The following is a 21,432-nucleotide window of genomic DNA, read 5'->3' on the forward strand; positions in this document are numbered from 1 at the left end:
CCCGCCATTGACGGTTGGCCGGCACAAGGCCATGCGGCGCGAAAATCACTTCTTCATAGGAGCAGTATTCGGTGACATCCCGACGCAAAGGCATCATTTTGGCAGGCGGTTCTGGTACCAGGCTTTACCCGTTGACGCGTGGCGTATCCAAGCAACTGATGCCCATCTTTGATAAGCCGATGATCTACTATCCGCTTAGCACACTCATTCTGGCAGGTATCCGGGACATTCTTGTCATCACCACGCCAGAGGATGCGGAACAGTTTCAACGCGTGCTGGGCGACGGCTCCCAGTTTGGAGTTTCATTGAGCTATGCTCAACAACCTCGACCTGAAGGACTGGCGCAAGCCTTTCACATTGGAGCCGACTTCGTTCGGGGGCACCCATCCGCACTCGTGCTGGGCGACAACATATTCTACGGACATGGTCTGCCCGAACTGCTCAAAAATGCCGATGCGAAAACGAGCGGTGCAAGTGTCTTCGCATATCGCGTCACCGATCCAGAAGCGTTCGGCGTAGTCGAATTTGACGAGACCGGAAAAGCGATCTCGATAGAGGAGAAGCCAGCGAAACCGAAATCGAATTATGCAGTCACTGGCCTTTATTTTTACGATGAGACAGTGGTCGACAGAGCGCGCGATCTGAAGCCTTCCAAGCGAAGTGAGCTAGAAATTACCGACCTCAATCGGCTTTATCTGGAAGAGGGTTCAATGTCGGTTGAAATGATGGGGCGAGGATTTGCCTGGCTCGACACGGGAACGCACGCATCCCTTCTGGACGCGGCGACCTATGTTCGTATTACCGAAGAACGTCAGGGCTTGAAGATTGCTTGTCCTGAAGAAATCGCATGGCGTCAGGGATTCATCGATGACAAGGAGCTTGGACGCATTGCCGAGCCTTTGCGCAAATCAGGTTATGGCGAATATCTGCTGGGATTGATTGAATGAACATCATCCGGACCAAGCTAGACGGCGTTGTTATCATTGAACCTCGTGTTTTCGGAGACGAGCGCGGATTTTTTATGGAAAGCTGGAATGCAGATGCTTTTGAAAAGGCCGGACTTACCTTCAAATTTGTGCAGGACAATCACAGTCGCTCACAGAAAGGAGTCTTGCGCGGACTGCATTTTCAGAACCCCGGTCCGCAAGGCAAGCTGGTGCGCGTGACACGCGGGGCTGTGTTTGATGTAGCAGTTGACGTGCGGGCATCATCAGAGACTTTCGGCCAATGGGTTGGCATCGAGTTGTCAGAGGCCAATCATCGCATGCTGTATGTGCCTGAGGGATTTGCTCATGGCTTCCTTACTTTGGAAAATGACACGGACTTTCTTTATAAGTGCACCGCGCCCTATGCGCCTGATGCTGAGCACTCAATTGCATGGGATGATCCGGCAATCGGCATTGATTGGCCGCTTGGTGACATTGCGCCCGCTTTGTCTGTGAAAGACAGCAAAGGCACAAGCCTTGCCCAGGCTGAAGTATTCGCATGAGGGTTTTGATCACGGGGGCGACAGGCCAGTTGGGGGGCGCCTTGCTGGCAGCAGCCCCTGCTGGCTGCGATGTGACGGCGATAAGCAGCGTCGATGTAGATTTGGCGGACAGCGCCATGTTACGGGCGCGATTGGCAGTTGAAGCTCCCGCGCTGATAATCAATGCCGCAGCTTACACCGCCGTCGATAAAGCTGAAAACGATGAACAAGAAGCCTACGATGTAAATGCCAAAGCAGTGGGCATAATGGCTCACGCAATGGCTGAGACAGGCGGTAAACTCGTCCATGTCTCCACTGACTTCGTATTCGATGGTGAAGCCAACACGCCCTATCTCCCCGATGCAAAGCGCGATCCGCTTTCCGCCTATGGACGCACCAAAGCGGCTGGCGAAAATCATTTGCGGCCGGAAGATCTGTTGATCCGGACATCATGGGTGTATGAAGCAGGCGGATCAAACTTTGTGCGAACAATGCTGCGGCTTATGCGTGAACGTGAAGAATTGGGCGTTGTCGCCGACCAGATCGGTGCCCCGACATGGGCGACGAGGCTCGCGCAGGTGATTTGGCAATTGGTCGATCGAAAGGCGGCAGGCATCCATCACTATTGCGATGATGGGCAAACAAGTTGGTATGAGTTTGCCGTGGCAATTGCTGAAGAAGCGCACGCGCTCGGGATGATACCGCGAATTCCAAAAATCAAACCTATTGCCACAACAGATTACTCAACGCCTGCGGCACGTCCTTCATTTTCGGTGCTGGATTGCAGCTCGACACACGCAATATTGGGCGAACCGCCCGTGCCCTGGCGTGATAACTTGAAGGCGATGCTCGCTAGTGAGGCCGCATCAATCCAATAGGTAAGCGCCTTCGACAACAGTCACACAGGGCCCATCAAGCCAAACTCTATCACCATCCATTCGGCAGCGAACATGGCCCCCGCGGCAGGAGGCTTGATAAGCGGTAAGGTTGTTTTTCCCCAATCGCTGAGCCCAGAATGGCGCGAGTGCAGCATGTGCCGATCCCGTTACGCAGTCTTCGTTGACACCGGCACCCGGCACAAACACGCGGCTGATAAAATCTGATGCGCGGCCTCTTGCTGTACAGATGAACTGATCATCGCCAATATTGGCCAAGGTGGAAAAATCGGGCGAAAGGGAGCGGATCGCCTGCTCATCTTCAAACAGAAAGATGTGATGCCTTATTGTCGAGCTATGCGTTGCTATGGGCGTGGAACCTAGCGCCGCGATGGCAACCGCTTGGGTCGATGGCCGGGTCGCGATGACCGGCAATCCAATCTCAACACCAACTTTCGCCTGCCGGACCACAAGGTAGCCCGATTGCCGAGTGCGGAATGTGACGCACTTGGCTTCAGACTGGGGTAACAGGACATGACCTGCAGCTAAAGTTGCATGGCCACACAAACTGATCTCGCCTGATGGGGCAAACCAGCGCAGTTCCCAGTCCGCGTCACCGGTGTGATCAGCAACCGCAAAGGCTGTCGCCGCAAACATGTTTTCTGCCGCAATTGCCTGCAATTTGTCATCAGTAAGCCAGCTATCGAGCAGCATCACAGCTGCCTGATTTCCACCATGAGCCCGCGCGCTGAACGCATCGACATGCCAATAAGGGATACGCATCATGCATCCTTCTCCAGCTTTTCGAACTCATCGGCTTCCCGCAGGGGGTTATTCACCTCATCCACGTGGCCTTCGGGATCAATATGAATGAGCAGCTCCATATCCGGAAAATGCTCACACAAATCCGCTTCGACCCGTTCGATGATGTCGTGGGCCTCTTCAACGGTCATATCGGGCGGCACATCGACGTGAAACTGGACAAAATCGCGCGCTCCGCTGCTGCGTGTGCGCAGATCATGCAGACCTTCAAGCTCAGGATGTTTAGAGGCAAGCTCGACCAGTTTCTTGCGTTTCCCAATAGGCCATTCGCGGTCCATTAGCTGATCGATTGCCTTGCGCGCAGTGCCCCACGCACCCCAAACAAGCCATGCGGCAATGCCGATGCCAAACAGCGGATCAACACCGGTGAGCCCCAGATACTGGTCCAGCACCAGCGCGGCGATCACAGCTAGATTGAGCAGAAGGTCGGATTGGTAATGAACCTGATCAGCCTCAATCGCGACTGATCCTGTTTTGCTTACGACATGCCGCTGCCAGGCGATAAGCGCGAAAGTCGCGATGATGGCGATCACCGAAACGACAATGCCTTCAGCCGCTGCGACAGGCTGTGCTCCTTCGATCAAAGCCGTGAGGGCGCGAAAGGCGATACCTGCCGCCGAAAGCGCAATCAGGATGACCTGGAACATCGCGGCGAGCGCTTCGGCCTTGCCGTGGCCAAACCGGTGCTTTTCATCCGCTGGCTGGGCGGCAATCCACACGGCTGTCAGAGTGGCGAGACTTGCCACCAAATCTAGCGCAGTGTCTGCAAGGCTCCCTAGCATCGCCGTTGAGCCAGTGCGGGCAGTTGCCCATAGCTTTAGACCGACAAGAAACAGCGCTGTCGTGATCGACGCAATCGCTGCGCTGCGGGTCAGGGCAGCGTTATCCCTCACGGATAAAGCAGCGTGTCAGACCAGGTTTCACCTGCACTGGCCCTTTTGAAGAGGCGTCGATCATGTAGGCGGTTGTCGCGGTCCATCCAAAACTCGATTGAGCGCGGATCGAGCGTGAAGCCGGTCCAATGCGCAGGCCGCGGCACTTCTCCAGCATCGGCATGCTCTTCCCATAGCGCTTTCACGCGATCGATATAGGTCTGGCGATCATCGAGCGGGCGGGACTGGTCTGAAGCGGCTGATCCCACCTGCGATTTGTACGGGCGCGAATGGAAGTAGGCATCGGCGCGCGCTTCATCGACTTCGATAAGAGGGCCTGAGACGCGGATTTGGCGGCGCAGGCTTTTCCAGTGGAACAGCAGGCTTGCTTGCCGGTTCGCTTTGATATCGTTCCCCTTACGACTGCCAAGATTGGTGAAGAAGGTGAACCCGCCAGCTTGAACGCCGTATTCGGACCCTTCGCTGGGACCATGCCCTTTCAACAGAACCATCCGCACTGAAGGCGCTCCAGTTGCATCAGCCGTCGCCAATGCCATGGCGTTGGGATCGTTTGGCTCGCTCGCCTTTGCCTCGGCAAACCAGATATCAAACAGCGCAAACGGATCTGCACCGCTCGCAATCTGGCTGTCAGCAAGCTGGCTTTGATCAAGACTTTCAGGAAGGGCGTTCGTCGATGTCATAATGCGGTTCCAATGGGTTGTTGGTAACCAAATAATACCTTGATCGCGCACGGCAACGGCAAACCCTTACCGTAAAAGCTTAAGGCCGCTTTCGTGCCAATGCGGGGCATTCGAACACGCCCCTTGCACAGGTTAACCGTCTCACCTAGCTAACACACATCATGGCCGATCCATACCGAATCCTAGGGCTTGCCCGCAATGCCTCCGAAAAGGAGATCAAGAGCGCGTATCGCAAGCTTGCAAAAGAACTCCATCCGGATCGGAACAAGGATAGTCCGAAAGCAGCTGAGCGCTTTTCGGACGCGACAAAGGCCTATGATCTCTTAAGCGACAAGGACAAGCGCGCTCAATTTGATCGCGGTGAAATCGACATCGATGGCAATCCGCTCAATCCCTTTGCCGGAATGGGGGCAGGCGCAGGACGCGGCGGTTACGCTGGCGGCGGCTTTGGCGGAGGCGGTTTTGGTGGTTCGCGCGGTGGATTTCGTGACAGCGAGTTCGGCGGCCAGCACCCCGATGACATGGACCTTGGCGATCTGTTTGAAGGATTGTTTGGGGGCGGGCGGGGCCGCACAAAATCACCACCTCCCGGCAGCCGACGCGGATTTGGCCAACGGACACCCCCCCCACCGCCCAAAAAGGGCGCGGATATTCATTACAAGCTTTCGGTCCCGTTCGAAGATGCCGCCACTCTGCGCGATCAACGCATTACGCTCGCCGATGGCAAGGCGATCAATCTGAAACTGCCGCGCGCGCTTGAAGAAGGCACGCAGATGCGCCTCAAGAATAAGGGGCACAGCGGGCCCGGCGGCAGCGGCGATGGCATTGTTGAGATCAACATTGCGCCCCATTCTTTTTACCGGCGCGATGGCGATCATATTCGCATGGATCTGCCAATCACTCTTGATGAAGCGGTGCGCGGAGCGAAAGTGAAATGCCCGACGGTTGATGGCCCCGTTATGCTGACGATCAAGCCGGGCACCAATGGCGGCACAGTATTGCGTCTTGGGGGCAAAGGCTGGAGCAAGAAAGCCGCCGATAGCCGCGGGGATCAGCTCGTAACTCTGGAAATCCAGCTTCCTGAAGACCTTGAAGGGCTTGAAAAATTGTTGGGCGATTGGTCTGATCCTGCCAAACCGCGGGAAACACTCGAACAGTAACAGTTCACTCCCGATGCTAAGGGGGAGCCTCGCCGAATGGCAGCACACCAAGAAGCTGCAATGGAATTGCATTCCCGCTCGCTCTCTCCAGAGGCGCGGCGGATGCGGGCGCGGGCTCGGCGCAGGGACATGGCAGCTTTAGGGCTGCTTGAAGGGCAGAACCAAACCACTGATACTGGCGGTCTTCAATCAATCTTGCGTTGGATTGGCCCTGGAACGCGCCCTTTTGAAGTCGTGCGCCGAACCGTTGTTGGCACTTATCAGGACGGCTTTATCCATGCGGGCAACCTCGCCTATCTGGCGATGCTTGCGATATTCCCGTTCTTTATCTTTGCCGGCGCGCTGTTCCAATTGATCGGCGAAGTGCAGGAGCGCGCGATGGTGATCGAAACTGTGCTCATGGCGATGCCGCCCACGGTGCGCGGAGTAATCGGACCAGTAGCCAATGATGTGATTGATGCGCGCAGCGGGTGGGTGTTGTGGTTCGGCGCAGCTGCCGCATTGTGGTCTGTCTCAAGCCTGATCGAAACCATACGCGACGTGCTGCGCAGAGCCTATGGCACCAAGGCGGAACAAGCGTTCTGGAAGTACCGCCTCGCATCTGCAGGTCTTATTATTGGTGCAGTGCTATTGATGCTGTTGTCGTTCTTTGCTCAAGTCGTGCTGAGCACCGCGCAAGAATTCATCGCGACCGCCATGCCCCAATTAGGCGAGCTCATCGGCACGCTGCAAATCTCGCGCATCGTCCCCGCATTTGGCCTGTTCGGATCGCTCTACCTTCTCTTTTACACGCTGACGCCGTCGCAATATCGCAGGAAAGCATATCCCAAATGGCCCGGGGCGCTCTTCACTGCCTTATGGTGGGTTGGCGTCACGACCGCTTTGCCTCAAATTTTGAGCGGGTTTTTCACTTACAGCCTGACCTATGGCAGTCTTGCAGGTATCATCATCGCGCTCTTGTTTTTCTGGCTTGTCGGGCTGGGTCTCGTTATCGGCGCTGAATTGAATGCGGCTCTTGCAGAGCCTGAGAACATGGAAGACCCGGACACAGCCTAGCGCTCACCGCAAGGCGGACGGACAAAGGAGATACGACGCCATGACCAAACTGATGGCAGGCAAACGCGGCCTCATCATGGGGCTTGCCAACGACAAGTCTCTGGCATGGGGCATTGCCAAGCAGCTCGCAGAACACGGGGCAGAGCTGGCATTTTCGTATCAAGGAGATGCTCTGGCTAAACGCGTGAAGCCGCTTGCAGAACAATTGGGCAGCGATTTCACCTTCGAGTGCGATGTTAGCGATATGAGCTCGCTTGATGCGGCATTTGCCACTCTCAAGGAGCGGTGGGACACACTCGACTTCGTCGTTCACGCAATCGGATTTTCGGACAAGTCGGAATTGCGCGGCAAGTATGTAGACACCAGCCTCGACAACTTCCTGATGACGATGAATATCTCGGCTTATTCGCTCGTGGCGGTGACAAAACGTGCGGCGGAAATGATGCCGGAGACGGGTGGAAGCATCCTTACGCTCACCTATTATGGCGCAGAAAAGGTAATGCCGCACTACAACGTGATGGGTGTAGCCAAGGCCGCGCTGGAAACCAGCGTTCGCTATCTCGCCAATGATCTGGGGCCAGCAGGCATTCGAGTGAACGCGATCAGCGCGGGGCCGGTAAAGACACTGGCCGCGAGCGGCATCGGGGATTTCCGCTACATCCTCAAATGGAACGAACTCAACACCCCTCTGCGCCGGACAGTAACACTGGACGATGTCGGCGGATCGGGCCTGTATTTCCTGTCAGACCTATCATCAGGCGTGACAGGCGAAATTCACCATGTCGATGCAGGGTATCACACAGTAGGCATGAAACAGGCGGATGCGCCTGACATTGGGCTGGTTTAGTATGCTCTCAGCTACTTGTCCCGCTTTACTTCGATGCGGGAGAGTTCCAGCCGAAGTGTCGGCTCACCTCTTAGAGAGCGTGCGCGTATCTGTAACAAGGCTGGGCTGCAAGCATCTGGAGCGGCTTCCAGTCGGAAAATATTTCCACCGGTTTTCAACGCTTTATCAAACAATGGAGCATCGTTCACACCACATTTCAGAAGCAAGCGTAAGCTCTCAGATCTAGGGCTTCCACGAGATTGAACGTTTGTCCGAATCGTAAATGAACTAGATGGTAAAGTTATGACCCGCTCCGCCACAACTCCACCCTGACCAGACCTTACGAAGACCTCGAGAAACTCACCATCTTGGCTCGCCTGCGAGCGAAAGTCCCTATCATCTGCGAACCGCCACTCGAACGGAATAAAGTCCGAAGCCCAGTCTAACTTTCCGTCCGCTCCAATGGGTCCGGATGTGGATTTGAGATTCGCGTATAAAGCTCTTGCCGTAGACAACTCACCTTGCGCCGCCAGTCCCGCAATTAGAATGCGGTCTGCTTCATCATTCTCAATTGGAATCTCGTTTCTTATCTTAGCCAGATTAGAACGAAGCTCAGGCACCCTGACTGCAAAGCTAAGGAACCGGTCATGCCACTCTGCGTCCCCATTAAGGATCGATGGAAAAGCATCGAGAGCCTCATCAATTGCCAGAGCTTCACCAAGAATTGGAAAAAATTCAGTATCACGGTCAGGATTGACCCGAAACATCTCATCAAGGGTTCCCAAAACACTGTCGTAAGCTTGATCATCCAAGTGTTTCTCCAACACGAATCCCTGCAACGCCAAGTCACGGCGATTCAGACGGTTCGCTCGGGCGAGAATTGAATTTCGGATCTCGCGATCAGATTGCGCGGCAGCCAAAATTGCATAGGCCTTCGGGGTTAATGGCTCTTTTGCCTGGGCTATCAAAGCTAGGTTTCTGGATTCCCGTGCTGCCTCTCTCAATCCTCGTCCCTTCGCTGCCTCGGACTGAAAGATACGGAATGCCCGTTGCTCATCTGCGAGTCCATTCATCGGGAAAAGAGCAACGGACTGTTCAGGCGCTTTCCGCGTGGCAATGCTGCTATAAGCTTGCACTGCCAAGCCGAGCCCTAAGGCAACACAGGCTACCGCTTGGAAAATCTTTGAAAATGTAGATGTGTTTTTCAAATTTCGCCCGATCAAAACCTGCAAAGCCTAGATTACACTCACGATGTTGCCATCTCTGGGGCGTCGTCTTCAGGTGTGGTCCCGTAACCATACCCATACCCATAGCCATAGCCATACTCCGCGCTCCGTTCATCGAGCTTAGTAAGAACTACTCCATAAATTGGAGTACCAGACCGCTTGAGCCTATTCATAGACGTTTCGATGATTCTTGCCTTAATGCGATCGGCTTCCACAACGTACACAATGCCGTCCGCGGCACGAGCGGTTTCCACAGCATCAGCTAGCGACAGCAAAGGTGCGCAGTCGATCACGATTTGATCGTATTCGCCCCGAACACTGTCCACGAGTTCAGAGAGCCGAGGTTTGGACAACAAATCGGCCGGATTCGGCGGTCGATGGCCGATCGGAATATAGTCAAAGCCCAAATCGACTATCGGTATAACTTCATCGGACAATTTGGATGCGGGATTGGTCAGGAGTGCTGCCAGGCCACCGCTCGTGTGGTTCCCCAATTCGAGAGTCTTCACGAGCTTCGAGTTGCGCAAGTCAGCGTCGATCAACAAAGTGCGCTTACCGAGTTGCGCAAAACTTGTTGCCAGTGCTGTTGCAGACATACTTTTGCCTTCCGCCGGCACAGTGGATGTGAGCAAAATAACCTGTGGAGCACCTTGAGGCGTAAGGAAAACAAGGTTGGTGCGGAGTGATCTATACGCTTCACTAATTTCTGACGATCGCTGGTTCAGTGTGTCTGCGAGACGATCAAATTGCGCCATTGGTATTCCACCAAGAACAGGCACTCCGAGTTTACTAGTTGCGTCCTGAGCAGTTCGAATCGCTTGGCTGAGCGTGACACGTAGATAAACAAGTGCTGATGCCAAAAGAATACCGAAGACAATCCCTGCCAGGAGGTTCCGCAATAACGATGGCGAATATGGCAAGGCTGGAATCTCAGCTTGATCGATCAATGTAATATTATTCTGCCCTGCACCAGACGCTTCAAGCTCTTTCAATCGCTGCAACAAAGCTTCGTAAAGCTCACGATTAGTATCAACTTCTCGTTTCAATATCCCATATTGGATACCCTGATTCTGTTGCACGAGAAATGATCGCTTCGCGTCCTCTAATTGTGCTGCCAAGTTTTTTTCGCGCATCTCAGCGGAACGAAGGGCTGCCCTCGCTTCTGCAGAGCGTGACGATCTGAGAGAGTTTACCTCCGATTGTTTTTGTTGCACCTCTGGATAGTCTGGCCCGAACGTTTCCTCCAGCACGGACAACTCAGCTTCGGCTATTGCCAATTGCGTTACCACCCGGTTGTCGGCTGTGCTATTTGACACATTTCCGGCGGCAACTGCTGCCTGAGCCTCCACCCTGTCTGTTTTCGCTTTCGCAAGCGCTCTGTTGATTGCATTCAGATCTGCAGCCTGAAGAGTTTGCGTAGCTGTACCAGATCCTTCAGCTGAAGCTTGAGATTCTAAAACAAGAATTTCATTCGCATTTGCATAGTCGACCAATTCCTGTTCACTTCGCGAGAGTGTCTCTCGCAACTCTTCAATTTGATCGCGTAAAAACTCTCGCGCCTCAATGTTTGTACCAAATCTCTTTTCGTAATTTGCCGCGATAAACTCTTCGGCCCACAAATCGGCTATGCGGGCCGAAAGGCCCGGAGAAGGGCTCGAAAAAGCGACATCGATCAGGCTGGATTGTGTTATTGGTTCGACACTAAGCTGCTCGAGCAATAGCCCTTCCAAAGCAAACACTGTTAATGGCTCGTCGCTTTCGTCGAGAGCGAACACCTCAAGAAATTCTTCATCTCGAGAGAGATTGCCAGCTTCCAAGACCCGTGACGCCATAAACCGGGATTCCAAAAGCTCATATTGGGTATTCAGGTATTGAAGTTCAGAGACCTGATTTTGCGTTTCAAGCGGATCAAGCGCCGTCACATTTGCCGCAACTTGTGACACCTCGATCCTTGCGCTCGATCGAAACTGAGGTGTGGCGAGTAGCGTAGCAATCAGAGCAACGAGAATGCAGACTATGACTATCCCGCCGAGCCAGAACTTTAGTATTTTAGCTTCGGTAAAATATCGATCAAGGTCCAGTACGAATGAACTCCGGTCTTCATCCATTTTGACTTCAGTCCCGGTCTCGACGCCAGAGTGATTTTCGAATGAACGGGGATTTGCCTCAGAATTCAACGTCCGACCCTATCTAACAAAATAACGGCAGAGCTGAGAATTGGTGCAAACTGCAAAATGTTATCCAATCTTCTCGCACCTGGTGAATCCCCCACCATAACAATGTCATTTGGATACAATAGCGGGTCGTCATAGTTTCCGCGCTGAATTGCCCCTAGATTGTAGACACCGATGTACTTTTGGCCAGCCACTGTCCGCATCACCAATACGTCATCAAGTTTGGCGTATTCAGCAAGGCCTTCAGCCTGATTGACCACACGAAGTAAGGTCGGGCGACCAATCGCCGAATAAGATCCAGGTTTCCTCACTTGCCCTCCTACCGAAATCGAAGGTGACGGAAACTCGCTGGGAATTACTCTCACTTGCGGCTCGATGATATAGCGCCCACGCAATCCATCAGCGATCAGATCAGCTGCATCACTTGGAGATTTTTCACTCAAGTCGATTATTCCCAATAGGGGGAAGCCAATTTCTCCATTCTCATTGGTAAGAAATTCGCCAGAGAGGTTTTCGGCCCCCACGACCTCAATTTCCAATACCTCTTGCGGGCCAATGGTATAGAAAATCTCATTTCGAGGCTCTGGCAGCGCTTCTAATTTGGTTAACTCGATCTCAGGTGCCGAACCAATCGTTCGGTCTGTTGCACAAGAGGACAAAGCCGCAAAACATGGTAAAGCTGCCAGCGCAAAGACCGCGCGCGTGTTAAGGAGTATCTTTGACATTTCTCGTTCCAATGGCATCGCGATCAATTGAATCCAAGCGTCAATCAATCGTTTTCCAAAAAACTCGGACGCTGTGTCACATCAGCGCCATTGGCACGTTCAATTGCAAGGGAAAGAACGAGCCATACACCGATGACCTGAAACAAGGGCGCGCGAAGCGGATAATCTACAATAGAAGCAACCGCGATGATCCCGAATACCGATAGCCAGAATACGATTGTGACCACCGGGCGATCCATCGCACCAGCAATTGAGATTATAGATCGCGCCACCCAAGCAATGAATATGACGAGCATGCTTACAGCGGCAAGCCCACCCTCAATTGCAAATTGAGCCCAATCATTATGAGCCTGATTTAGATATGAAGGAAGGAGTAATGATCTAGGCTCATATATGTGATAAACTTCTTCGAACGATCCAAACCCCGAGCCCACCAACCAGTGAGCTGAAAGCATTTGTGCGAGGACTGGCCAGATCTTCCACCGAATATCCTCTAGGGCGTTTTGGCTCAAGACACTCTCTATGATCTCCGCTCGCCCATTTAGTACAAACAGAGCCACAAGAACGATTATCGCGACAACAAGTGCCACCAGAAGTTTTCGGGGGTCGGATGCGAAAGTTCCTAATTTACTGCCACGCTTTGTCTGCTTCGCTTTGGACTTTTGCTTCGCAGATTTGGCCGCTTTGGAAAACGCGGCGTAGCTCATCACGACGCATGCAGCGAGAGCACCAAGACCAGCGGCCAAACCGGAGCGGGAGCCACTAATAATTATAGCAACGAGCAATAGCAGAAGAGTGGCAACTCCAACACCAGGGAGCCACGGCAATTCCCGTCGATATGTGGGCTCAAGTATCAATCTCGCGCAAATGAGCAAGACAAGACAGGAAAATACTGCAGAATGGTTCTGGTTGGCAAAGAGCCCCACCGGTGCGCCGCGATTTGTAACACTGTAAAGGTAGAATGGACTCTGAGTGCCGGTGATGATTTGCGCGATGCCAAATCCTGCATCAACCACGCCGATGGCTACGATAACGATATATAGGTTTCGTAACGACACTCGTCGTGTGAGTAGAATTAGCATGGCGGCACCCGGAACTATCAAGCTTGCCAGTGCTCCTAGAGTTCGTGATGGCACCATAGAAACGGGTCGCCAAAGAGCTTGCTGCCCAATCAATGCATCCAGGTCAGCGATTGTATCTCGTGCCGGCAAAGTTTGCCAAAGTGAAGGAGGCAGCGGGATGAGTTGCACGGCCATTAAAGTTACCAACCCAGCGAATAGAAGGATAGGCACGCGCGCGTGATGCCATTTTTGGACGCCAAAAAAGACTAAAGGTGGGATCAAGAAAAGCGCAGATAGCGGTCGTAGCGCAACAATCTGAACCGCGTCAGAGCGAGAAGCGCCGCCCAAAAATGCAACAACCAAGGCAAATACAGCAATCGCAACCAACGCAACTGTATCTCCTCTTTTTAATTGTTTTTCAGTAGTTTCAAACGAACCTTGGTTGCGCTTTTTGCTTCTCACCGAGCATGCACCCTTGCTTAAATCGATCTCGCTTCTGGATCATCAGCAAGACATTGAGGGGCCTCGAAAAATTTGATCCAAAGGAAGATAGGTTTTATTCGCCGCATTTGCCGCCCTGCTGGCTTAACAGCAACTTCATTCATGTCTATGTAGCAACGACAAATTTGGACAGGAATTTTACTGAGCATGCGCGCACTCAAAACCGCCAGTGAGTTCCAGTCAAAACGAGCGCAACAAAGACAGTGGGTCGATACAGCCTACGACATATCACCAAAAGCTCTGACGACAGTAATACTGTAAAAAGCGAGCCCGATGCGTCGTTCAGCGCGCTTTCCAAAACTGGCAAACGAGTGTGAATGAAAGACTTAACGCACCCCTTAATCCGGATATCCCAATTTGCGGCCATCAAAGTCATTCCAGGACTCGCCAACATTGCCCTGATCCCAGTTTTGCACAGCTTTATGGGGGCGGCAGGCTTTGGTCAGTTTTCACTTTTCCTGAGTTTTGCTCTTCTTTCGATCACAGTTTTCGGTGCGATCGTGACACAGCCTATGTACCGCTTCTTATCTTCGGACTGGGAGGGATTGAGCAACTTTAACGGCTTTGCATTCATTGCCGCTGGATGTGGATCGGTGGCTGGATTTTTAGCCGGAGCATTTATTGGATCTAAGTTGGACATCGCTCTGCAAAGTGGGATCTTTGTAGCAGCCGCTATTCTATACACTGCTATGACCGTCCGGCTGCAGATCGAAAATTCGATTCGGACTCTTGCTATTCTCGAAGCGTTGCGGGTTTTGCTTCTATTTTGCCTTATAGTTGGGTTCGCCCAATTCTACTCTGAAGTAACCATAATTATGGCGATCACCGCATTCGGTCTCTCGTTCGTTTTTCCCCTTCTTGTCCAGCCAAAGCGACTTAAACCCAGCATGCCTCGGTGGGGTTGGATCAAAGGAAAAGTGCGGTTCGGATACCTCTCCGCAATTTGGCTCATGCTGGCAGGGCTCCCTATGGCCTTGAGCAAATCATTTGTGTCTGTCCATGTGAGCGAAACGGAGCTTGGCGCAATTTCGGCCAATCTCGATATGTATTATCGGGTCTTCAGCATTTTAAACATAGCAGTCGCTATGTGGATGTTCCCGGCGATGTCGAAAGCATATGATGACGGTAATTACGCCACAGCACGAAGAAAGAATCTCTTTGGTCTGGGTGTGTATGCTGCGGCAGGAGCTGCGGGAGGCCTATTTTTGTTGGGAGGCGCATACATTTTCGAACCCTTCCCCGCGCCACTCGCTGGTGGATTAACGTCACTGGGAGCGGTTTTGCTGGCATGCTACATGTTGCAAGCAATGTCACTCGCGCATAAGCCTCTGGAGATGTCCGAACGACTGATTTCCATGATTGGTGTGATGGCCTGCGCGTTGATTGCTTTTGTAATAACAGCGTTAACGATGCTTGGGCTCGGCCTTTTTGCCCCCTCAACAGCAATCGCAATCTCGCTCTGCTCGGCTGCTCTTGTCTATTTTTCGGGCGTGTGGGCAATAGATGAAAATCGAAAGCCACGAGCATAAATTTCTATGATCGACATAGTCATCGTCAATTGGAATTCCGGTCCATTTTTAAATGATTGCCTGCAGTCAATTGAGCAATACTCGGATGGTCTAGTTGCATCAGTCACGGTCGTGGATAATGCCTCCACTGATGGTTCATTTAAAAGCGCTGAATGCCGGCCGCGCACAAAGCTTATTCACGCTGGGCAAAACTTGGGCTTTGGCAAGGGCTGCAATGTTGGCGCGAACGAGGGCAACTCGAAATACATCCTATTTTTGAACCCTGACGCAAGGCTTTTACCTGACACGCTTAGGACGACCCATGAATTCATGGAACAAGATGAAAATTCTCACGTCGGCATCTCAGGGGTGCAATTAATTGATCACAATCAGAACCTGACAAGAAGCTGCTCTCGCTTTCCATCTGCTCTTGGGCTCGTTTTTCGATCAACTGGTTTCGAGAAAATATTCCCATCATTAGGGATAAGAATGGTAGACTGGAATCACATTGAATCGCGTGAAGTTGATCAAGTCATGGGTGCTTACTTTTTTATCCGAAGAAGTTTATTTCAAAGCCTTTTAGGTTTTGATGAAAGATTTTTTGTTTACTATGAAGAAGTAGACTTGAGCAAGAGAGCAAATGAATTGGGCCTGAAGAGCTTTTACTTAGCGAACGCGCAAGCAGTGCACTTTGGAGGCGGTTCTTCCGAACATATAAAAGCGAGACGTCTCTTCTACTCGCTTCGAAGCCGACTGAATTATTGTCGAAAGCACTTCGGGCCTTGGTCAATGGCACTGGTTTTAGCAAGCACTTTAATCATCGAACCAGGTTCGAGAACTCTGAAAGCTATCATCAATAGAAACTCTCGAGAATTTTGGGAAACAGTAACCGCCTATCGGATGCTAGTTTTTTCATTGCTCAATAGATAGCCGGCGAGGCGCACTTACGAGTTGAACGCCCTTATCGATGAAGATCGCAGTTTGCCATTCGCCTGCTCACCGCAATACTTGGAGCAAAGCCTGAATGTCGTACCTTTATTCAGTGGTGCTGCCGCTCGAGATTTTAACGCTTCTTGCTGCTGTCGCAGTCGAGCTTCTTAAGATCCAGCTCGGCGGTCGAAGGTTCATTTTCCTTGGGGTCGCGGCGCTTTGGGTTCTTGCAACCCTCTTTCGACCGTGGGGCGCATCGCCAGACGATTGGAACTATGTTGTCCACCTTCGGCTCACTTACCCGCTTTCGGAAGAGGAGTTCAAAAACACTCTTGGACATAGTCCTCTTTATTACTTTATTTTGTCGGCTGTGCGTGTTTTTTATGATAGTTACTTTTCGTTTATGATCATTGCTGCGAGTAGCCTCGCTTTAAAGTTTTTGCTAATTGCTCAAATCACGAGGTACAGTCTACTTTCATTACTCGGATATGTTTCAATATTTTGGATGTTACATGACGTTGTTCAACTGAGAGCTGGGGCTTCGACACTATTTCTATTCTCAGTACTTTTTTTCTGGATTCATTCCAAAAGGATTCTGGCAATTGCCGTCGCAATTCTCGGTCCATTTGTCCATATCTCGGCTGCTGTCTCATTGGCAGGACTTCCTTTGCAATGGGCGTTTCGAAATCGTTATTGGCTGGCAATTGGATTTATTGTCGCCAGTCAAGCCTTGACTGAAGTATCGATGGTTCCGCCGGCTTCGATAATTGAACTTATCGGCATTTCGAACGAAAGGGCTTTGCTTACTCTCGAGACGTCAACCGAAGCGGGTGGTCTAAGGCTGACTTCGGCCGCTCTTGTGATAGCTCTCTGTCTTGCCGTGCCTAGTTTGAAGAAAATAAATCGGCGTGACCTTGATTTATTTTTCTATTCGGTTGTTGCTGCTTTTGCCGCATATTGGTTTACGGCTGACGCAATGACGGTCAGCAGTCGACTTCTTCAATTTCTTTCAGTGCCGATTATTTTACTGGCCCCGTGTTTTAAAAATAATCTGCCAAACTTTACTGCATTTTGCTCTCTGTGTGGAGCTTACTTTTATCTTTCTGGCTGGGTTAACGGCTTGATGAGCTTCGGGGGCAAATGGGGCCTAATACCTTTACCGTAATTCATTGAAGTTGAGTTGGCGATAAGAACCTTAAGCGTTCTGAGAACCGGGCAAATACTGTCCTATTTCCGGTGTTGGGGACACAAGTGGGAGGCCCCTGCCGTAATGCATTTTTCTATTGCGCGCTCGACCTGATTATCTTGAAAAACAACCGATCTTGTTCGAAGCTTTGGGTTCATTTTCCAAGACCTCATAGGTACCTGGCTAATTGCAAACGCGGTCCCGACGTCGGAGACGGTGTTTGATTTGACGTCAATGCCACTCACATTCCAGCCGCCTTTTTCAATATCTTCCCACTCTCCACTGATCGCCACAACGACCCCAAAGGTATCGATTTTTTCAAGGCTGCGTCGACTGCGATTTGACTCCAAAAACTGGCCTCCCGTTATACTATTGTTTTCTACCCTGATGTTCCGAATACCCGTGTTCCAATAATTGGGATCTGATGGTCTTATTACGCTTTCGTAAATGGTCGTCTTGAGCTGGATAGCCCACCGGTAGCCCGAGATCTCGTTGTTCTGGATGCGGATTTCTTCTGCTTGCTGGCCAAATCGTATTCCAGCGCCCGGCGCTCTCTTTTCGTTATGGATACCGCCCTTCCATTCCTCAAAGCGACTGTTCAAGATGTTATCCTCGACGACAACGTCTCGGATTCCGTAGTAACCTTGGATGGCTGCATTGTCATTTGCCATAGTGCCGAGGACGGTATTGCCCTTGACTGTAATTTTGTGAGCCCCCTGAGCCATATGGATCCCCGCGCTATCAGTATTTTCAATGCGCGCGTCGGTGACAAGAATGCCTCGAGATTGATGCTGGATCGATATGGCGCGCGACATTTTACGAAATACGCCACCTAAGACCGACACATTTGAACATCTGTGGAGAGCCAAGCCATATTGGCCTTCAATGGCTCGCCAATTCAAGAAGCGAATGTCTCTAACGTCAGCCGCATCTCTCTCAAACTCTGCATAGTCTGAAATCGATCTCGCCTCAGCACGCGCTTCTGAACCGACATAGGCACCGTGTTGTTGATTGCCTGATCTATGCCCTGGCCATGAAAAGCCCGCAATCGCAATGCAATCCTCAATCAGATGATTCTTGCAAACCTTGCCTCTTGCGCTCGAGGTTATTGAAATCCCGCGTTTGTATCGCGTGAATGTGCAATTGCGAATGACGCAATCGATTACATTCTTAAGCTGGACACCATAAACTGCTCCTGTCGCCTCTATTGGAACGCCAGACGCGGGCGCAGAGTTACGACAATCAAAATTAGTGCTTTCGATTGTCGTGTTATCTGCACCTAGCAGCAGGCAAGACATCCGCTTTGCTGCGAAAAGGGTCGCATTGCCCCCAAACAAAGTTTGGCCGGTGCTGAGACGTAATGGGGCCGCCAGCGCGAAGCTTTGCCCTGTACCTCCCAGAAAGATGTCTCGGCCTGTATCAAGTGCAGCCTGGATTGCTGCATTATTAGCGACAGAGCGCTGTTCGTCACCGTCGCCAATGGCACCAAAATCCAAAACATTAATCGGTTCTGTGGAGTCGGAGACAAGTTCTGCGTTGGGCCTAGTTGGATCTGTTCCGGTAACAGACAGCGACCTATCGTTATCAGCCAACTGCCATCTCAAACCACAGACCGCGCCCGCTGATGCCCCGAGTCCGGCAACCAAAATTGAGCGACGTGAAAACTTGGTCTGCATTCTTCGTTCTTTTCTATGCATCGAAGTGCACTATCACCATCCTGTCATAGAGGTTTTTCGACTTCGCAATAGTCCACGAGTTTGCTAGCCCAGAACTTCGGGCTTCGGCGGCGCGGGTTTCGCGTATTGCGATGATTTGGAACCGAAGCCGGGCATTGATGCAAATCGAACGAGCTAAAAGGCCACCTGTCGGAGCAAAGTGAGAATATTATTTTTAACCAGGCACGAGGGTTTAGGCGCGAGTTCAAGGTATCGCTCAATCCAGTATTTTGATGCACTTCGTGCCCAGGGTCACGTCGTATCGCAAAGCCATTTTTATTCAGACGCATACCTGCGCGCTCGTTACACGGGGAAGGTTGCGTACTTTGAAATCTTAAAATCCTTCGTCAGGCGATTTATCGCGGTTGTTTGGCTCGCACGCGGTGCTGATGCGATTTTTGTTGAGAAGGAGGCTTTTCCGTTTCTCCCCGCGACAGCAGAAAGGCTTTTACGATTAAACAAAGCCGCCGTGATATACGATTTTGATGATGCGATCTGGCATAGCTACAACGCTCGAAATTTCGGTCCTTTTACGGGGGCACTGAGAGGGAAAATCCCAAAATCAGTGGCCAATTCAGATCATGTGGTCGCAGGGAGTCGATTTTTAGAACAGCAAGTTAAAGAGTGGGGTGCCCCAGCCGTCTCACGCATACCCACTTCGATACCGATGTCACGATATCAAGGGGCAGGGCTCTCTGCAAAGAAAACGGTTGAACTAGTCTGGATTGGTTCGATGTCGACAGGGCCCCATATTCAGGCACTGTTTCCGATTCTCCAAAATCTGCATTGTAAGCGCAATTGCCGCGTCAGATTGATCGGATTTCCCGAAGCATTATTAGAAGGAGAAACTCCGGCGTTTACAGATGTAAGAAAATGGGATTCAAGTGATGAAATCGATCTGCTCGCCTCCAGCCGAATTGGCCTCATGCCTTTGCCCAACAGCCCTTATGAACGAGGTAAGTGTGGTTTTAAATTGATCCAGTATATGGGGAGTGGATTACCGGTGATCGCCAGTCCAGTCGGTGAGAATCGATACATCGTGGAAGATGGCAAAACAGGATTCTTAGCTGACAGCGAGGACAAATGGGCTCTTAGAATCAATCAGCTGCTTGATGATGAAAGCCTGGCTGTAAAAATGGGCGAACGGGGATTCGACCGGTTTAAAGAGCTTTATTCTTCAGAAATGTCGGCGTTGCGCCTCGAAAAGTCAATAAGGGCAGCCGTGGCTTCGAGAAGATAAGCTTGATCAAATCACTCAACAGTCACTTGTCCGAGCTCGCTTTGAGAACGATAGCGTTTGATATCTGTAGTCTGGATACGGCCGACAAAGAAGAGAAATGTGTCAAAAGTAGTTATAGTATCAAATTCTGCCGGAAGCGCCGCAGTTTTCCGGCGCCCCCTTGTCGAGGCAGCGCAAGCGAGCGGGCATTTGGTCCATGTCGTATGTGGTGAAGGTCAAAATTCTGATCAATATATCAAAGAAATGCGGGCGCGCGGCACTCAGGTACATATTTTACCCGGCCTCGAAAGCGACGGCCTTTCTCCGACGGTTCTTTTGCGCCAAGCAAGTCTTTTGGGATCCTTAATCCGAAGTCTTGCGCCTGACATCGTTCACTCATTTACGCATCGCGCCAACGTAGTAGCTTACTTAACGCTGCGCGGAGAAAAAAAGATTAGGTTTATTCCGAATGTGACAGGGGCTGGGCGCCTATTCGAAAATGACGCTGGCCCTCAGACAAAATTAAAGCGCAGGGCTCTCCTTATGCTTTATTCGGCGATGGCATCGAGATGTGAGGTCATTTATTTTCAGAATGAAACTGATGCCCTAGAAATTGGTGGTGCTATGGACTTATCTAGTGACCAGCTACGCGTTACGAATGGTTCAGGTTTGTCGCCCTCGAGTGTTCCGTCCATCAACCGCCATGAAATTGCTAGATTTCGAGATGCCCTCTCCCTTGAACATGGAATTGACCCCGGAAGGAGAATCTTCCTGTTTCCCGCTCGGGCTCTTTATTCGAAGGGCGTCTCGCAATTTTACTTCGCTGCCTTGCGCTACATTGACCTATTTGATGATGCGGCGTTTCTTCATGCGGGTCTTACAGTCGAAAATTCCCCATTGGGCCTTTCTGAGGCCGACATTATGTCGATGAGCAGACCAAACATATCGTACATCGGGTTTCGCACAGATCTCTCTTTGATTATGCAAGCAGCGGCTTGTATCGTTTTGCCTTCTTATTATCGCGAGGGTACACCGAGAGCGCTTATTGAAGGGTTGTTCCAAAAGAAGCCAATCATTACGACAGATATGCCTGGGTGTCGTGATACCGTAATTGATGGATGGAACGGTTATGTCGTAAAACCTCGTTCAGGGCACGACTTACTATCCGCATTCACTCGGTTTAGAGAAGCTGACGGCGAAGGAATGGGCGACAACAGCGCCCTTATGTTCGAAAAGAAATATCATGCCGAAAAGGTTGTTAGCGATTACCTTGAACTTTATGAATCGCCGGTCATATCACATGCACGCAAATTGCGATGAATGATCGCGCATTGTTTTTTGAGGGGTTAGCGTACGCCAATGCAATCCCTCGCGAGCTGATCGAGCGGTGCTTTGCAAGCCTACGTT

General features: G+C 51.4%; 19 protein-coding genes. 11 read left to right on the forward strand and 8 right to left on the reverse strand.

Annotation, left to right across the window (positions count from 1 at the left end; all coding sequences use genetic code 11):
- Positions 1-71: 71 nt before the first annotated feature.
- Genes rfbA through rfbD form a run of 3 tightly spaced genes read left to right on the forward strand, consistent with a single transcriptional unit; the run spans position 72 to position 2,346 of the window.
- The gene (rfbA, locus tag AUC45_RS08780; RefSeq protein ID WP_233998623.1) at positions 72-947 is read left to right on the forward strand and encodes a glucose-1-phosphate thymidylyltransferase RfbA; all 876 of its coding nucleotides are present in this window, start codon (positions 72-74) and stop codon (positions 945-947) included.
- Positions 944-1,489 carry a dTDP-4-dehydrorhamnose 3,5-epimerase gene (rfbC, locus tag AUC45_RS08785; protein WP_067601196.1) on the forward strand — a complete coding sequence of 182 codons (546 nt, stop codon included), beginning with the start codon at positions 944-946 and terminating at the stop codon, positions 1,487-1,489. The genes rfbA and rfbC overlap by 4 nt, the downstream gene beginning before the upstream one ends.
- Positions 1,486-2,346: a dTDP-4-dehydrorhamnose reductase gene (rfbD, locus tag AUC45_RS08790; RefSeq protein WP_067601198.1), complete on the forward strand. Its 861-nt coding sequence runs from the start codon at positions 1,486-1,488 to the stop codon at positions 2,344-2,346. The genes rfbC and rfbD overlap by 4 nt, the downstream gene beginning before the upstream one ends.
- On the opposite strand, the gene AUC45_RS08795 is transcribed toward rfbD, so the two are convergent.
- From AUC45_RS08795 to pdxH, 3 genes are read right to left on the reverse strand one after another with little or no spacing between them, the layout of a single operon-like run.
- The gene (locus tag AUC45_RS08795) at positions 2,335-3,129 is read right to left on the reverse strand and encodes a PhzF family phenazine biosynthesis protein (protein ID WP_067601200.1); all 795 of its coding nucleotides are present in this window, start codon (positions 3,127-3,129) and stop codon (positions 2,335-2,337) included. The genes rfbD and AUC45_RS08795 overlap by 12 nt on opposite strands.
- Positions 3,126-4,058, reverse strand: a complete 933-nt coding sequence (locus AUC45_RS08800; protein WP_067601202.1) for a cation diffusion facilitator family transporter — start codon at positions 4,056-4,058, stop codon at positions 3,126-3,128. The genes AUC45_RS08795 and AUC45_RS08800 overlap by 4 nt, the downstream gene beginning before the upstream one ends.
- Complete coding sequence (gene pdxH / locus AUC45_RS08805) at positions 4,055-4,738, reverse strand: pyridoxamine 5'-phosphate oxidase (protein WP_082701059.1); 684 nt, start codon at positions 4,736-4,738, stop codon at positions 4,055-4,057. Before pdxH ends, AUC45_RS08800 begins: the two co-directional genes overlap by 4 nt.
- A 161-nt stretch (positions 4,739-4,899) precedes the next feature.
- On the opposite strand from pdxH, the gene AUC45_RS08810 reads away from it, so the two are divergent.
- From AUC45_RS08810 to fabI, 3 genes are read left to right on the forward strand one after another with little or no spacing between them, the layout of a single operon-like run.
- Positions 4,900-5,898 carry a DnaJ C-terminal domain-containing protein gene (locus AUC45_RS08810; RefSeq protein WP_067601204.1) on the forward strand — a complete coding sequence of 333 codons (999 nt, stop codon included), beginning with the start codon at positions 4,900-4,902 and terminating at the stop codon, positions 5,896-5,898.
- A 36-nt stretch (positions 5,899-5,934) separates the two neighbouring features.
- A complete protein-coding gene (locus AUC45_RS08815; protein WP_233998626.1) occupies positions 5,935-6,954 on the forward strand; it encodes a YihY/virulence factor BrkB family protein in 1,020 nt (339 codons plus the stop codon).
- 40 nt (positions 6,955-6,994) lie between these two features.
- Positions 6,995-7,801 (forward strand): enoyl-ACP reductase FabI, encoded by an 807-nt coding sequence (fabI, locus tag AUC45_RS08820; protein ID WP_067601210.1) that lies wholly within the window; start codon positions 6,995-6,997, stop codon positions 7,799-7,801.
- An 11-nt stretch (positions 7,802-7,812) separates the two neighbouring features.
- On the opposite strand, the gene AUC45_RS08825 is transcribed toward fabI, so the two are convergent.
- The 4 genes from AUC45_RS08825 to AUC45_RS08840 form a co-directional block, all read right to left on the reverse strand.
- Complete coding sequence (locus AUC45_RS08825) at positions 7,813-8,988, reverse strand: hypothetical protein (protein ID WP_067601213.1); 1,176 nt, start codon at positions 8,986-8,988, stop codon at positions 7,813-7,815.
- Between the two features lie 38 nt (positions 8,989-9,026).
- Complete coding sequence (locus AUC45_RS08830) at positions 9,027-11,114, reverse strand: polysaccharide biosynthesis tyrosine autokinase (protein ID WP_156423797.1); 2,088 nt, start codon at positions 11,112-11,114, stop codon at positions 9,027-9,029.
- A gap of 65 nt (positions 11,115-11,179) precedes the next feature.
- Positions 11,180-11,953: a polysaccharide biosynthesis/export family protein gene (locus AUC45_RS08835; protein ID WP_067601218.1), complete on the reverse strand. Its 774-nt coding sequence runs from the start codon at positions 11,951-11,953 to the stop codon at positions 11,180-11,182.
- Positions 11,950-13,428 (reverse strand): O-antigen ligase, encoded by a 1,479-nt coding sequence (locus AUC45_RS08840; protein ID WP_067601221.1) that lies wholly within the window; start codon positions 13,426-13,428, stop codon positions 11,950-11,952. Before AUC45_RS08840 ends, AUC45_RS08835 begins: the two co-directional genes overlap by 4 nt.
- Positions 13,429-13,784: 356 nt before the next feature.
- Here AUC45_RS08840 and AUC45_RS08845 point away from each other — a divergent pair, with 356 nt between their 5' ends.
- From AUC45_RS08845 to AUC45_RS08855, 3 genes are all read left to right on the forward strand, one after another.
- On the forward strand, positions 13,785-14,996 hold the full coding sequence (locus tag AUC45_RS08845; protein ID WP_067601224.1) for a hypothetical protein: 1,212 nt from the start codon (positions 13,785-13,787) through the stop codon (positions 14,994-14,996).
- A 6-nt stretch (positions 14,997-15,002) separates the two neighbouring features.
- Entirely contained in the window at positions 15,003-15,905 is a 903-nt protein-coding gene (locus AUC45_RS08850) for a glycosyltransferase family 2 protein (RefSeq protein WP_082701060.1), read from the forward strand.
- 94 nt (positions 15,906-15,999) lie between these two features.
- Positions 16,000-17,070, forward strand: coding sequence for an EpsG family protein (locus AUC45_RS08855; protein ID WP_067601227.1), 1,071 nt, complete (start codon positions 16,000-16,002; stop codon positions 17,068-17,070).
- A gap of 62 nt (positions 17,071-17,132) precedes the next feature.
- Here the strand turns inward: AUC45_RS08855 and AUC45_RS08860 are convergent, their stop codons facing one another.
- Positions 17,133-18,767 carry a NosD domain-containing protein gene (locus AUC45_RS08860; protein ID WP_197409534.1) on the reverse strand — a complete coding sequence of 545 codons (1,635 nt, stop codon included), beginning with the start codon at positions 18,765-18,767 and terminating at the stop codon, positions 17,133-17,135.
- A gap of 199 nt (positions 18,768-18,966) precedes the next feature.
- On the opposite strand from AUC45_RS08860, the gene AUC45_RS08865 reads away from it, so the two are divergent.
- A complete protein-coding gene (locus AUC45_RS08865; RefSeq protein ID WP_067601233.1) occupies positions 18,967-20,046 on the forward strand; it encodes a glycosyltransferase family 4 protein in 1,080 nt (359 codons plus the stop codon).
- A gap of 99 nt (positions 20,047-20,145) precedes the next feature.
- Entirely contained in the window at positions 20,146-21,345 is a 1,200-nt protein-coding gene (locus AUC45_RS08870; RefSeq protein WP_197409535.1) for a glycosyltransferase, read from the forward strand.
- Positions 21,346-21,432: the final 87 nt, after the last annotated feature.

The organism is Erythrobacter sp. YT30, from assembly GCF_001542875.1.
Lineage (GTDB): Bacteria > Pseudomonadota > Alphaproteobacteria > Sphingomonadales > Sphingomonadaceae > Erythrobacter.